We start from the raw sequence: 13,425 nt of genomic DNA, 5'->3' as shown, positions 1-13,425 counted from the left end.
TTCAGACTCTCCCTTAAGAAGTCTGGTCGGCGTGGCATAACGTCGGCCATGCGGGCAGTATTCTGCCTCGCGCGACTCGCAAGCTATGCGAAATCAATCGCTTTTGCAATTTACGAGTGTCAACTTTTTTTGATGTCCAAAAAACTTGACACTTTGCTCTGACAGGTCCTAGCCTCCCCGTATATAAGGTGGGAGAAGATAAGCTGTCCTCACAAGGATCAAACGAGTCGGCGCTAAAAACCGACAAACCCGCGGCTCAGGCGGCTTCGGGTGCTGTGCGGTCACTTTATACATCGGATCAAAGAAAGCGCCGCGACGAGTCGGTCTGGACGCTGATTCAAGGCATTCTCGCACCGGTACAATTCATCATTTTCGGCGTTAGCCTTTTTCTTGTGGTGAAATTCTTAACCAGTGGCGAGGGCGAATCCGCTGCGGAAATCTCGATCCTGCTCAAAACTGTGGCGCTCTACGCGATCATGGTCACCGGCTCGATCTGGGAGAAGGTTGTGTTCGACGAGTGGTTATTTGCCGAACCATTCTTCTGGGAAGATGTGTTCAGCATGGCGGTATTGGCTCTGCATACCGCCTATTTGCTGATGCTGTTCAACGGATGGGGTACCACGCACCAGCAGATGTATGTCGCGCTCGCGGCATATGCGGCCTACGTAATCAATGCTGGGCAATTCCTGTGGAAGCTGCGGATAGCGCGGCTGCAGGGCGATGCTGAAATGGCGGTGGCGGCATGAACGCACCGATCGCTTTGAAAGCGCCGGCAGGCAGAGATTGCGCCCCAGTCTTAAAGGAGCGCGGCCAACGTGAAGTGTTCTGCGGACTAACCGGTATCATCTGGCTCCATCGCAAAATGCAGGATGCTTTCTTCCTAGTGGTCGGTTCACGCACCTGTGCGCATCTGATCCAGTCAGCGGCGGGCGTGATGATCTTTGCCGAGCCACGCTTCGCGACCGCAATTATGGAAGAACGTGATCTGGCAGGCCTCGCCGATGCGAATGAAGAATTGGACCGGATTGTCGACCAGCTGCTCGAGCGCCGGCCCGAGATCAAATCGCTGTTCCTTGTCGGCAGTTGCCCTTCAGAGGTCATCAAGCTGGACTTGTCGAAAGCAGCGCAGCGTTTGGGGGCAAAGCATGCGCCGCAGGTTCGCGTGCTCAACTATTCCGGAAGCGGCATCGAAACTACCTTCACCGAAGGTGAGGATGCATGCCTTGAGTCGCTCGTGCCCGAAATGCCGGTACTGGCCGACGATGCGCCGGCCAATTTGATCGTCGTCGGTTCGCTTCCCGATATCGTCGAAGACCAGTTTAAGCGGTTGTTCGCCAAAATCGGTATTGGGAATGTCGCCAGTCTGCCCGAAAGAGCTGTGGCTGACTTGCCCGGTATTGGCCCAAATACGCGTTTCTTGCTGGCACAGCCATTCTTGAATGACACCGCGAATTTGCTGACCAAATTTGGCGCGAAGCGGATTGATGCGCTGTTCCCGTTTGGCGTTGAGGGTACCAGCAATTGGCTCCACGCTGCGGCTGCAGAATTTGGCATTGCTGCAGCACATGTCGATGAAGTTATCGCCCCTTATCAAGAGCGTGCCGGGATAGCTTTGGCGCATCAGCGCGAGCGGCTGGCCGGTAAGACGATCTTCTTCATGCCGGACTCGCAGCTGGAAGTGCCGCTCGCGCGCTTCCTTGCGAATGAGCTTGGCATGATCCCGACCGAAGTCGGAACGCCGTATCTCCATCGCGGAAATCTGGCTCAGGAACTCGCTGCTTTGCCGGAAGGTGTCCAACTGAGCGAAGGACAGGATGTCGACAAGCAACTCGACCGCGTACGCGAAATCAAACCCGATCTAACAGTCTGCGGCCTTGGCCTCGCCAACCCGCTCGAAGCTGAAGGTCTTTCGACAAAATGGGCCATCGAGCTCGTCTTCTCGCCAATCCACGGCTTCGACCAAGCCGGCGATCTGGCAGAACTATTCGCCCGTCCTCTCCGCCGCCGCGATGTGTTGGAGGTTTAGAAATGCAGCTATCCGTCTGGACATATGAAGGCCCGCCGCATGTGGGCGCAATGCGCGTCGCAACGGGAATGAAGGGCATCCATTATCTTCTGCATTCGCCGCAGGGTGACACTTACGCCGATTTGTTGTTCACGATGATTGAGCGGCGTGACCAGCGCCCGCCAGTTACGTACACCACTTTCCAGGCGCGCGATCTGGGTAAGGATACGTCTCAGCTATTCCAGGACGCCGCGCAGGAATTGATCGAGCGCTTTAAGCCCGACGCTATGCTGGTCGGTGCATCATGTACTGCCGAACTCATCCAAGATGATCCGGCTGGGCTCGTCGAAAAGATGGGCTTGCCCATTCCGGTGATTCCACTCGAACTCCCCAGCTATCAGCGCAAAGAACATTGGGGCGCGGCCGAGACATTCTATCAGATTGTTCGCACTCTGTCCGACAAGAGCCGCACGGCAAGCGATCTGGAGGGGCGTCGCCCGCTGGCGAACCTTCTCGGTCCGACCGCATTGGGCTTCCGTCACCGCGACGACATTGTCGAAGTGACGAGCTTGCTCGCCAAACTGGGCGTTGGCGTGAATGTCGTCGCGCCGCTCGGTGCAGGCGCATCAGATATCGCAAAACTGGGCGAAGCGGATTTCAACATCGTGATGTATCCGGAAACGGGCGATCTCGCAGCGGATTATCTCAAGCGCGAATTCGGTCAGCAGGCGATCCGCACCGTGCCCATCGGTGTCGGCGCGACGCAGGACTTTGTCCGAGAAGTTGCTGAAGTTGCCGGTGTCGATCCCGAACCGATGCTCCAAGAAGGCCTTTCGCGCCTAGCCTGGTGGAGCCGCTCGGTGGATTCCAATTATCTCACCGGTAAACGCGTCTTTATCTTTGGCGATGGCACCCATGCCGTCGCGGCGGCCCGCGTCGCGCATGAAGAAATGGGTTTCGAAGTCGTCGGGCTGGGCTGCTACAACCGCGAATACGCCCGCGATGTCCGAGCGGCTGCCAAGAAATATGGCGTTGAACCGCTCATCACTGACGACCATCTTGCGGTCGAGAAAGCTATCGAGGAAGCACAGCCCGAACTGGTTCTTGGCACGCAGATGGAACGCCATATCGCCAAACGCTTTGGCATTGGTTGTTCGGTCATTTCATCGCCGGTCCATGTGCAGGATTTCCCCGCGCGGTACTCGCCGCATATGGGCTTTGAAGGCGCGAACGTGCTGTTCGACGAGTGGGTCCACCCACTTGTAATGGGGCTGGAAGAGCACTTGCTCACGATGTTCCGTGACGATTTTGAGTTTAACGACGGCGCGGTACCATCGCACCTCGGCTCCGGCCATTCTGCGCCAGCACCCGAGCCAATCACCGAGCCGGCCAACGACACCGAAGCTGCGTGGAGCGAGGACGCGCAGCGCGAGCTAAAGAAAATACCGTTTTTCGTCCGCGGCAAGGCGCGCAAGAACACCGAAGCTTTTGCCGCAGAGCAGGGCATCGCGACTATCGAACTCGAAACGCTCTACGAAGCGAAGGCTCATTATGCACGGTAGTCGGCCTCCTTCTGTTCGCGCGGTAATCATCACGCTGGACAACCATTTGGCCGGCGCGGTCGAGCGGGCGAATGTGCAACTTGGCAGTGATGGCGTCAGCCTCGCTCTGTACGCGGCATCAGATTGGGACCGCGACCCCACCGTCCTCGAACGCGCCATCGAAGATATCGAGCAGGCAGACATCATCATCGCAACGATGCTGTTCCTCGAGGACCACGTTCGCGCGATCCGGCCTGCTCTGCTCGCTCGTCGTGACGATTGTGATGCGATTGTGGGACTGATGTCGCAGAGCGATATCGTGAAGCTCACCAAGCTCGGCAATTATGACATGGACAAGCCCGCCAAAGGGCCGCTTGCACTGCTGAAGAAGCTTCGCGGATCGAAGAAGCCGGGCGGAAGTTCTGGTGCCGGTCAGATGCGGATGCTGCGCCGTTTGCCCAAGATCCTGAAGTTTGTTCCAGGCGCAGCGCAGGATGTGCGGCAGTACTTCCTGACGATGCAATATTGGCTCGCCGGATCGGACGACAACGTCGTCGATATGGTGCGGGGTTTGATCGACCGGTATGCTTCCGGAGATCGCGCTGCGCTGCGGGGCACAATGACCGCAGCGTCGCCCCGCGAATATCCTGAAGTCGGGGTCTATCATCCTGCGATGAAAGGCCTGATGGCCGACGAGGCATCACAGCTTCCCAAGAAACGCAAAGTGGTTGGCACCGTCGGCGTTTTGATGCTTCGGTCTTATCTGCTGGGCCGCGATACCGGCCATTATGATGGCATCATTGCTGCGCTAGAGGCGAAGGGACTGAAAGTTATTCCAGCGTTCGCCAGCGGGCTGGATGCGCGTCCGGCCATTGAGAAATTCTTCGTAAAAGATGGAGAGAGCATCGTTGATAGCGTGATCAATTTGACCGGGTTCTCGCTGGTCGGTGGGCCAGCTTACAACGATGTCGACGCAGCGGTTGAAATGCTGACGGAGTTGGATGTGCCTTATGTCGCGGCACATCCGATTGAGTTTCAGTCGCTGGAGCAATGGGGCGCGGGCCGGCAGGGTCTGCTCCCGCTGGAAACCACCATGATGCTGGCTATCCCAGAACTTGACGGTGCGATTATACCGAGCGTGTTCGGTGGACGTGCCGATGGAGCGCCCGAGGGCTGCACGGGTTGCAGCAGAAATTGCCACTTTGATGCATCTGGCAGCGTTCGTGCGATGCAGTGTTGTCCCGATCGGGCTGAAGCTCTCGCAGGTAAAGTGGCCGAATTGGTGGCGCTGCGCAAGGCCGAGAAAGCCCAGCGTAAGCTTGCGATTGTGTTGTTCAACTTTCCGCCCAATGCAGGTGCGACCGGCACCGCAGCCCATCTGGCGGTGTTCGAATCGCTCCATGCCACGCTGCTACGCCTGAAACGCGAAGGCTATGATGTCGATGCGCCAGCTAGCGTCGATGATCTGCGCAACATAATCCTCAAGGGCAATGCCGAGCAGTATGGCGCCGACGCAAATGTCGCGGCGCGGATCAGCGCCGACGATCATGTTCGCGCCGAACCCTACCTTAAAGAGATCGAAGCGCAGTGGGGGCCTGCTCCGGGCCGTCAGCAGAGCGACGGTCAGAGCATTCACGTCTACGGCGCGCAGTTCGGCCATGTGTTTGTCGGTGTCCAGCCTGCGTTTGGATATGAAGGCGATCCAATGCGATTGCTGTTCGAAGGCGGCTTTACCCCGACACACGCATTTTCGGCCTTTTACCGCTACATCCGGCAGGATTTCGGCGCGGATGCATGCCTCCATTTCGGCACGCACGGTGCGCTCGAATTTATGCCCGGGAAGCAAGCGGGTATGAGCGGCGATTGCTGGCCAGAGCGTCTCATTGGCGATCTACCCAACTTCTATCTCTATGCTTCAAACAATCCTTCCGAAGGTATCATTGCCAAGCGCCGTTCTGGGGCGACATTGATCAGTTATCTGACGCCGCCATTGGCAGAAGCAGGCCTGACCAAGGGCTTCGGTGAATTAAAAGCGCTAGTGGAACGCCACCGCACGAGCGACGACGCGACAGAGCGGGCCGAACTCGAAGTTATGATCCGCGACAATTGCGCGGAACTGGATATTGAAGCGGGTGATCTGGAAACACTCGCAGGGCGTGTCTACGAAATCGAACGCGAGCTGATTCCGCATGGCTTGCATGTCTTCGGCGGCGCAATGTCCAACGATGAGCGCAATAGCCTTGTCGATGCGATGATTGCAGCTACGCCTGCGTTGGAGCGGGCAGATATCGAAGCGACCATCGACGCCAATGACGAGCTTGGCTCGTTGATGCGCGCATTGGACGGCTCTTATGTCCCGCCCGCACCGGGCGGCGATATACTGCACAACGCGGAAGTGCTGCCAACCGGCCGCAACCTACATGGCTTTGACCCTTTCCGTATCCCGAGCCGCTTTGCTTGCAAACAAGGTGCGGCGCAAGCGGAGCAACTGCTCGCGCGGCATCTTGAAAGCGGTGATCCGCTTCCCGAGAGTATTGCGATGGTGCTGTGGGGCACTGACAATCTCAAGAGCGAAGGTGCACAGATCGCACAGGCCATGGCACTGCTGGGCGCGCGTCCCCGTTTTGACGATTATGGCCGCCTGGCCGGCGCCGAACTGATCGAGCTGGGAGAGCTTGGCCGCCCCCGGATCGATGTGGTGGTGACACTCTCGGGCATTTTCCGTGACCTTCTGCCGCTGCAGACACGAATGATTGCCGAGGCGACATGGCTCGCGACGATGGCCGACGAGTCTGTCGAACAGAACTTCGTGCGCAAACACAGCCTAGCGCATCAGGCCAAGCATGGTTGCGATCTTGAAACCGCCAGCCTGCGGGTCTTTTCGAATGCGCAGGGCGCCTATGGCGCCAATGTCAACATGATGATCGACGGTGGGACATGGGAAGATCCCGAAGAAATCGCCGATATGTTCGAGACGCATAAAGGTTATGCCTATGGTCGCAGCGGTAAGCCAACGCAGCACCGTGAATTGCTCGAAAGCGAACTGGCGCAAGTTGATCTGACATATCAGAACCTTGAGTCGGTTGAGCTAGGCGTGACTGACATTGACCATTACGTCGATGGCCTTGGCGGGATGAGCAAAGCCGTCGAGAAAGCACGCGGTAAAGCGGCGCCCGTCTATGTCGTGGATGCGACCCAGGGCGATACAAAAGTCCGCACGCTGGGCGAGCAGATCGATCTCGAAACCCGGACCAGAATGCTTAATCCGAAATGGTATGAAGGCATGCTCAAGCACGGCTTTGAAGGCGTGCGCCATATTGAAGGCCATGTGACCAACACAATGGGCTGGTCGGCCACCACTGGCACCGTATCCCCATGGGTCTATCAGAAAATCAGCGAAACCTTCGTGCTTGACGATGAAATGCGCGCGCGTTTGGCCAATTTGAACCCCAAATCATCAGCCCGCGTTGCCGAGCGTCTGCTCGAAGCAACCGAGCGTGATTTGTGGACCCCCGATGCCGAAACACTCGCTGCCTTGAAGGCAGCAAGCAACGATCTTGAGGACCGGCTGGAAGGCCTGGTTCCAGCGGAATGAGGAGTACCAGCACATGACTCTACTCGATGGCACTGACGCACCACCAGACGGTGAAGGCAGCGTCCAGGTCGCGCTCGATCCGCAGGACGAGATTAAAGGCGCGAAGGTCTTTGCGGTCTATGGCAAAGGCGGGATCGGCAAATCGACCACTTCGTCCAACCTGTCCGCAGCATTCTCGAAGCTCGGTCACCGCGTGCTCCAGATCGGCTGCGACCCGAAACATGACAGCACCTTCACGCTGACCAAAAAGATGATGCCGACGGTGATCGACGTGCTTGAGGAAGTCGACTTCCATAGTGAGGAGCTCCGCACCGAAGATTTCATGTTCGAAGGCTATAATGGCGTGATGTGCGTTGAGGCTGGCGGGCCACCCGCAGGCACCGGCTGTGGCGGCTATGTTGTCGGCCAGACGGTTAAACTGCTCAAACAGCACCATTTGCTTGAAGACACCGATGTGGTGATTTTTGACGTGCTGGGTGATGTCGTGTGCGGCGGCTTTGCGGCTCCACTTCAGCATGCCGATAATGCGATTGTGGTCGCCGCAAATGATTTCGATAGCATCTTTGCGATGAACCGGATCGTTGCGGCCATCAATGCGAAGGCCAAGAACTACAACGTGAAGCTGGCTGGCGTGGTTGCGAACCGCTCCGCCGCCACTGACGAGATTGACCGTTTCGCCGATGCCATCGGCATGAAGCGGCTGGCCCATTTCAAAGATCTCGATGCCATTCGCCGTTCGCGGCTGAAAAAATGTACGCTGTTCGAAATGGAAGACTCACCGGAGATCGAGGCTGCGCGACAAGAATATATCAATCTCGCGAAGAAGCTGTTGGAAGACTGCGATCCACCAACTGCGACTCCGATGAAGGACCGCGACATCTTCGACTTTCTGGGTTTCGAATGATGGATCAGAGCATTCCCAATTCCTCTTATGCTGAAAGCCGCGGCAGGCTCGAAACCTATTTCGACCAAACCGCGCGTAAGGCATGGGAAGATTTGACGTCGGACGTTCCGGTAAGCGGCATCCGTGCAACGGTGCGGGCAGGCCGTGATGAAATGCGCAATGTGCTGCTGTCGACCCTGCCAGCTGACATGCATGGGATGCGCCTGCTCGATGCCGGTTGCGGTACGGGAGCGCTTGCGCTTGCCGCGGCTGAACGCGGCGCGGATGTGGTCGCGATCGACGTATCGCAGGGCCTGATTGATGTTGCTGCGAAACGCGCGCCTGAAGGGATCGCAATTGACTGGCGCGTAGGCGACATGCGCGATCGCGCGCTTGGCATTTTCGACCATGTGATCGCGATGGATTCGCTGATCCATTATGATCAGGACGACGTCGTCGCGGTTCTGCATGCGTGGGCAGGGCGGGCGAACCATATCGCCTTCACTTTCGCGCCCGGTACCGCGCTGCTCAGAGCTATGCACCTTGCAGGCAAACTGTTCCCGCGAAGCGATCGTTCACCCGCGATCAAGCCGATCAGCGAGTCAAAGCTCGCTCATGCGATCGGGATGAAATTGCCGGGCTGGAATATTGATTTCACAGAGCGCGTATCGAGCGGGTTCTACAAATCGCAAGCAATGGGGGTCAGCCGCAAGTGAGTGAACGGCCATCATCCGCGACGTTTTGGCAAGGTGTTGGAACACGCTTTTTGCCTTTCGCGGATGCGGCCAGCGAAAAGCTGCCTCTGTCGCGTATTCTGCGGCTTGCACTGTTCCAAGTAAGCGTGGGCATTGCTGCAGTTTTGCTCAATGGCACGCTCAATCGGGTGATGATTGTCGAGCTGGAAACCCCGACGTGGATCGTCGCACTGATGATCGCGATCCCGCTGCTGATCGCGCCGTTCCGCGCGTTGATCGGCTATCGCAGCGACACCCACAAATCGGTGCTCGGGTGGCGGCGTGTGCCCTACATCTGGTTCGGAACACTGGCCCAGTTTGGAGGGCTTGCAATTATGCCATTCGCGCTGGTTCTGCTGACGCGTCCAGATACGTTTGCGGTAGGGTTGGCGGCAGCTTGCCTCGCATTCCTGCTAACCGGAGCAGGTATGCACGTAACGCAAACGGCTGGTCTGGCCTTAGCTACGGATCTTGCGCCGGAGGATAAGCGGCCGAGCGTGGTAGCTTTGCTTTACGTCATGCTGCTGGTTGGCATGATGGCGGCAGCATTCACCATCGGCAATTTGCTGCTCGATTTCACCAAGACCGGCCTTATTCAGATTATCCAAGGCGCAGCTGCGCTGACGATGATCTTGAACATTGTCGCGCTGTGGAAGCAGGAAGCGCGCAACGCTGCGAAGACAATGTCCAAGGCGTCCGATCCGAAATTCTCAGAAATGTGGGCATCATTCACCAGCCAGCCAAATACCAAGCGCCTGCTGCTGGCCATTGGCGTTGGCGCGATGGCTTTCGCGATGCAGGATGCGTTGCTGGAGCCCTATGGGGGAGAAATATTAGGCCTTTCAGTCGGTTCGACAACGAGCCTGACCGGCGCGTGGTCGTTGGGCGCGCTCATCGCCTTCGGTGTCTGCGCGAACCGTCTGCCCGGTGGGTCCGATCCGCTGCGCTTGGCTGGCTTCGGCGTAGTGGTGGGGATTGCCGCATTTCTCATGACCCTGTTTGCCGGTCCGCTGGCATCCGCGCCGCTGCTGTTTGCGGGAGCAGGCGCGATTGGTTTTGGTACGGGTCTGTTTTCGGTCGGTACAATGATCGCCGCCATGGGGCTCGTTAAGGACGGCGCAGCAGGCATGGCTTTGGGCGCGTGGGGCGCGGTGCAGGCAAGCACTGCTGGTCTCGGGATCGCTTTGGGCGGGCTGATCCGCGACGGGATGACGCATGTCGCTATGAGCAGCGCAATGGGCAGTACATTGGCTGATCGCGGAACAGGATACGGCACGGTCTATGCTTTGGAGATTGTGCTGCTGCTGGTGACCTTACTGGTTCTCGGCCCCGTAGTTGGTCGGATCGTCAGCCTAAACCAAACTAACAAGGAAGATGGTCGTAGCGGCCTGGGGTTAAGGGAATTCCCGACCTGAGCGTTGGTAGATGTTGAGTAGGAGAGTGTGAGATGGATGATGTAAAGATAGTAGGCACGTATGACGTGACGGAGTTGGTTTTCCTCGCCTTCACGCTGTTCTTTATCGTGCTCGTTTTCTACCTGCGCCGCGAAGATCGCCGCGAGGGGTATCCACTGGAAGATGAAGTTACCGGCCGCCTCGATACCGAAGCCGGGCCGATGCATAGCGCAACGGGTAAAACCTTCATCATGCCGTTCGGGCGTGATCCCGTAACTACTCCGACCAAAGGCCGCGAGAAGGTTGACGTTGCTGGGGAACGTACGTTCCGTTCGCCTGGCGCGCCATATTATCCGACCGGCAATCCGCTGGAAGACGGCCTTGGCCCTGCAGCGTGGGCAGATCGTGCGAAACATCCCGATCTGGACGCGGAAGGGCATAACCGAATTGTGCCAATCAGCACCACGCCCTCAATTACAGTCCACAAAAAGGACTCTGATCCGCGCGGTATGACCGTACTGGGCGCTGACGGTGAAGAGGCTGGCACAGTCACAGATATCTGGATCGACCGTGCAGAGCACCAGATCCGCTATCTGGAAGTGGATACCGGTACCAACAAAGTGCTTGCCCCGATGGCGATGTCAGTCGTGAGGGGTAAGAATAATACCGTCATTATCGATGCGCTAAACGCAGCTGATTTCGCAGCTGCACCCGTACCCGCGAAGAAGAATGAAATAACTTTCTACGAGGAAGAGCGCGTCGTGGCCTATTTCGGCGGCGGTTACCTCTACGCCAATCGTGAACGGCAGGAGCCGTTGCTATGAGCGAATATGACCATGAACCCATACGGGGGCTGCCAGAGGCGCTACCGGAGGATGAGCATATCATTTGGCAAGGAGCACCCGACTGGAAGCAGATGGCTGCCTCTGCGCTGCATATCCGGCTCTCGTTGTTCTACTTCGCGATTATCGCCGGGGTGGCGCTGACTCGCGGCGATCCGACTACGGCCGCAGCGATGGTAGCCTTTGCGTTGCTGGTGACGGCGTTCTTCGCGCTGTTTTCCTATGGAGTGGGCCGGACCACCGTTTACACGCTGACCAATAAGCGGATCGTTCTGCGGATTGGGGTAGCGCTCAACAAGTGCATCAATATCCCGCTTAGCGAGATCGAAACAGCCAATCTGAAAATGTTATCGGGCGATACCGGCAGCATCGTGATGACTCTCAAAGGCATGCCGCGGATGGGATACATCATGTTATGGCCGCACGCGCGCTCGCTCCGCTTTGTGCGTCCCCAGCCGATGTTGCGTGCTATTCCGGATGCACGGAAGGTTGCGAAGTCGATGTTCGATGCAACGAGCGCGATGCAGCCAATCGCTCAAATTGACGATGCTGTCTCTGTGCCAAGCACAGAAGGGCTGCCAGCATGAGCCACGCGCACGATCATGACCCGACTGTTCCGAAAGAGGCATTGATCGCCGCTGGCGCGCTCCTGCTGGTCATACTCGGTCTGACCGGCGCGGTGACGTCGGGCCTGATGCCGCAGGAAGCCAATCCGGAAGCATCGCGTGCTGCCTCCAATGTTGCGCCTGCGGAGCAACGTGACTTGCACTTCGCCGACCGCGACGACGGAGCAGTGGTCATTTCCGATCATGCTACGGGCGAGACAGTCAAAGTCATCGGCTATGGTGAAGAAGGCTTCACGCGCGCAACCTTACGCCGTCTGGCCAAGCGCCGCGCAGCAGCGGGCATCGGCGCAGAGCCGCCATTCACTCTTACGCGCTGGGAAAACGGAGCATTGTCTCTGCATGATCCGCAGACCGGCGAGCATGCTGAAATCCACGGCTATGGCGCGGATCACAGCGCCGCCTTTGCCGAATTGCTCGAAGGAGCCAAATCGTGATTGCATTTTTCGCATCTGAATCATTCGACACCGGATGCCGGATAGAGATCGAGCAGAGCCCCGATCACTTTCACGCACATGTGAGGCTGGACGGCAACGTTCCGATTTACCCGGGCGACAGCGTGCAGGTCCACGGTGAACCTGTGATGGTTTCCTTTGGCGAAAAGGTGACCTTTGACCGCAATGCTACCGTCCGACGCGCGAGCCCGCTGCGCCGCGCGTGGACAAAACTCGCTGGCCATTTCGAGATGGCCGAACTTTACGAAGTCAGCTTCAATCCCGGGAGGCTCTGATGAACGCCCATACCAAAATCGCACCTGAACTGGCCGATGCGCCCAATACGATGGAAATCGCGCAACAGGATACGGTGCTCGCGCCGCGATTCTATACGACTGATTATGAGGCGATGGATAAACTCGACGTGTCGCTCGTCCGCAGGGAATGGGACGAGCTCATGGCCGAAATGGAAGGCGATCCCAACAAAAAGCACTTCAAAAAGACGGATAAGTTTGACGGTGTGATTGAAGGGCTTGAGCCGGAACTTCGCAAGGAGTTTATCGACTTCCTCGCCAGTTCGCTCACTTCCGAGTTTTCCGGTTGTATTCTCTATGCCGAGATCGCCCGCCGGACCAAAAATCCGGATATGAAAAAACTGTTCAAGCTGCTCGCCCGTGATGAAAGCCGCCATGCTGGTTTCATCAATGAAACGCTGAAGGGCTCCGGGATTGGGGTTGATTTGAGCTTTCTGACCAAGACCAAGAAATACACCTATTTCCGTCCGAAATTTATTTTCTACGCCGTCTATCTGTCGGAGAAAATCGGTTATGCCCGCTACATCACGATTTTCCGTGAACTGGCCAAGAACCCGGAGAACAAGTTCCACCCGATCTTCGATTGGTTCGAGGAGTGGTGCAATGACGAGTTCCGTCACGGCGAGGCATTTGCGCTGTTGCTGCGCGCCGATCCGAAGCTGCTGAAAGGTCACAACAAGCTGTGGATCCGCTTCTTCCTGCTGTCGGTCTATGCGACGATGTATGTGCGCGATCACAACCGACCTTTGTTCCATAAGGCGCTGGGCGTCGATCCGGCCGAGTATGGCTACAAGGTCTTCTCGATCTGCACCGAGATCAGCAAGCAAGTGTTCCCGGTTGAACTGGACACGGACAATCCGAAGTTTCGTAAAGCGATGGAAGATTTACGCCTCGCCTCGAACGGCATTGAAGATGCCAAGGCATGCGGGGGTATGGCCGGGTCGTTGAGCAAAGCGAAATACATGGCCAAGGCTGGCTTTGCCTTTGCGCGCATGTATTTGATGACGCCGAAAAAGAACGAGCTTCCACAAACTGTCCGGCTTGCCCCTGCATGGTAGCA

General features: G+C 57.4%; 12 protein-coding genes. All 12 read left to right on the top strand.

Annotated elements, in window-relative coordinates; genetic code table 11:
- Nucleotides 1-275 precede the first annotated feature (275 nt).
- From bchF to acsF, 12 genes are read left to right on the top strand one after another with little or no spacing between them, the layout of a single operon-like run.
- The gene (gene bchF / locus GRI35_RS12590) at nt 276-746 is read left to right on the top strand and encodes a 2-vinyl bacteriochlorophyllide hydratase (protein ID WP_290258995.1); all 471 of its coding nucleotides are present in this window, start codon (nt 276-278) and stop codon (nt 744-746) included.
- Nucleotides 743-2,026 (top strand): ferredoxin:protochlorophyllide reductase (ATP-dependent) subunit N, encoded by a 1,284-nt coding sequence (locus GRI35_RS12585; RefSeq protein WP_160614475.1) that lies wholly within the window; start codon nt 743-745, stop codon nt 2,024-2,026. Before bchF ends, GRI35_RS12585 begins: the two co-directional genes overlap by 4 nt.
- 2 nt (nt 2,027-2,028) lie before the next feature.
- Nucleotides 2,029-3,567 (top strand): ferredoxin:protochlorophyllide reductase (ATP-dependent) subunit B, encoded by a 1,539-nt coding sequence (gene bchB, locus GRI35_RS12580; RefSeq protein WP_160614474.1) that lies wholly within the window; start codon nt 2,029-2,031, stop codon nt 3,565-3,567.
- On the top strand, nt 3,557-7,141 hold the full coding sequence (locus GRI35_RS12575) for a magnesium chelatase subunit H (RefSeq protein ID WP_160614473.1): 3,585 nt from the start codon (nt 3,557-3,559) through the stop codon (nt 7,139-7,141). Before bchB ends, GRI35_RS12575 begins: the two co-directional genes overlap by 11 nt.
- A 13-nt stretch (nt 7,142-7,154) precedes the next feature.
- The gene (gene bchL, locus GRI35_RS12570) at nt 7,155-8,045 is read left to right on the top strand and encodes a ferredoxin:protochlorophyllide reductase (ATP-dependent) iron-sulfur ATP-binding protein (protein WP_160614472.1); all 891 of its coding nucleotides are present in this window, start codon (nt 7,155-7,157) and stop codon (nt 8,043-8,045) included.
- On the top strand, nt 8,045-8,740 hold the full coding sequence (gene bchM / locus GRI35_RS12565) for a magnesium protoporphyrin IX methyltransferase (RefSeq protein ID WP_202390667.1): 696 nt from the start codon (nt 8,045-8,047) through the stop codon (nt 8,738-8,740). Before bchL ends, bchM begins: the two co-directional genes overlap by 1 nt.
- A complete protein-coding gene (locus tag GRI35_RS12560) occupies nt 8,737-10,173 on the top strand; it encodes a BCD family MFS transporter (protein ID WP_160614471.1) in 1,437 nt (478 codons plus the stop codon). The genes bchM and GRI35_RS12560 overlap by 4 nt, the downstream gene beginning before the upstream one ends.
- Nucleotides 10,174-10,205: 32 nt before the next feature.
- Entirely contained in the window at nt 10,206-10,976 is a 771-nt protein-coding gene (puhA, locus tag GRI35_RS12555; RefSeq protein WP_160614470.1) for a photosynthetic reaction center subunit H, read from the top strand.
- The gene (gene puhB, locus GRI35_RS12550) at nt 10,973-11,581 is read left to right on the top strand and encodes a photosynthetic complex putative assembly protein PuhB (RefSeq protein WP_160614469.1); all 609 of its coding nucleotides are present in this window, start codon (nt 10,973-10,975) and stop codon (nt 11,579-11,581) included. Before puhA ends, puhB begins: the two co-directional genes overlap by 4 nt.
- Entirely contained in the window at nt 11,578-12,054 is a 477-nt protein-coding gene (gene puhC / locus GRI35_RS12545; protein ID WP_160614468.1) for a photosynthetic complex assembly protein PuhC, read from the top strand. The genes puhB and puhC overlap by 4 nt, the downstream gene beginning before the upstream one ends.
- Nucleotides 12,051-12,347, top strand: coding sequence for a hypothetical protein (locus GRI35_RS12540; protein WP_328598444.1), 297 nt, complete (start codon nt 12,051-12,053; stop codon nt 12,345-12,347). The genes puhC and GRI35_RS12540 overlap by 4 nt, the downstream gene beginning before the upstream one ends.
- On the top strand, nt 12,347-13,423 hold the full coding sequence (gene acsF, locus GRI35_RS12535; RefSeq protein WP_160614467.1) for a magnesium-protoporphyrin IX monomethyl ester (oxidative) cyclase: 1,077 nt from the start codon (nt 12,347-12,349) through the stop codon (nt 13,421-13,423). Before GRI35_RS12540 ends, acsF begins: the two co-directional genes overlap by 1 nt.
- Nucleotides 13,424-13,425 lie beyond the last annotated feature (2 nt).

The sequence above is a fragment of the Pontixanthobacter aestiaquae genome (genome assembly GCF_009827455.1).
GTDB lineage: Bacteria > Pseudomonadota > Alphaproteobacteria > Sphingomonadales > Sphingomonadaceae > Pontixanthobacter > Pontixanthobacter aestiaquae.
Note: the sequence above shows the minus strand (reverse complement) of the source record. Positions and strands in the feature narration are given on the sequence as shown.

What these genes read in the sequence shown, in the direction of transcription:
- acsF (WP_160614467.1), top strand. Translation starts at nt 12,347, where the DNA reads ATGAACGCCCATACCAAAATCGCACCTGAACTGGCCGATGCGCCCAAT.
- puhC (WP_160614468.1), top strand. Translation starts at nt 11,578, where the DNA reads ATGAGCCACGCGCACGATCATGACCCGACTGTTCCGAAAGAGGCATTG.
- GRI35_RS12585 (WP_160614475.1), top strand. Translation starts at nt 743, where the DNA reads ATGAACGCACCGATCGCTTTGAAAGCGCCGGCAGGCAGAGATTGCGCC.
- bchL (WP_160614472.1), top strand. Translation starts at nt 7,155, where the DNA reads ATGACTCTACTCGATGGCACTGACGCACCACCAGACGGTGAAGGCAGC.
- bchB (WP_160614474.1), top strand. Translation starts at nt 2,029, where the DNA reads ATGCAGCTATCCGTCTGGACATATGAAGGCCCGCCGCATGTGGGCGCA.
- bchM (WP_202390667.1), top strand. Translation starts at nt 8,045, where the DNA reads ATGGATCAGAGCATTCCCAATTCCTCTTATGCTGAAAGCCGCGGCAGG.
- puhA (WP_160614470.1), top strand. Translation starts at nt 10,206, where the DNA reads ATGGATGATGTAAAGATAGTAGGCACGTATGACGTGACGGAGTTGGTT.
- puhB (WP_160614469.1), top strand. Translation starts at nt 10,973, where the DNA reads ATGAGCGAATATGACCATGAACCCATACGGGGGCTGCCAGAGGCGCTA.
- GRI35_RS12575 (WP_160614473.1), top strand. Translation starts at nt 3,557, where the DNA reads ATGCACGGTAGTCGGCCTCCTTCTGTTCGCGCGGTAATCATCACGCTG.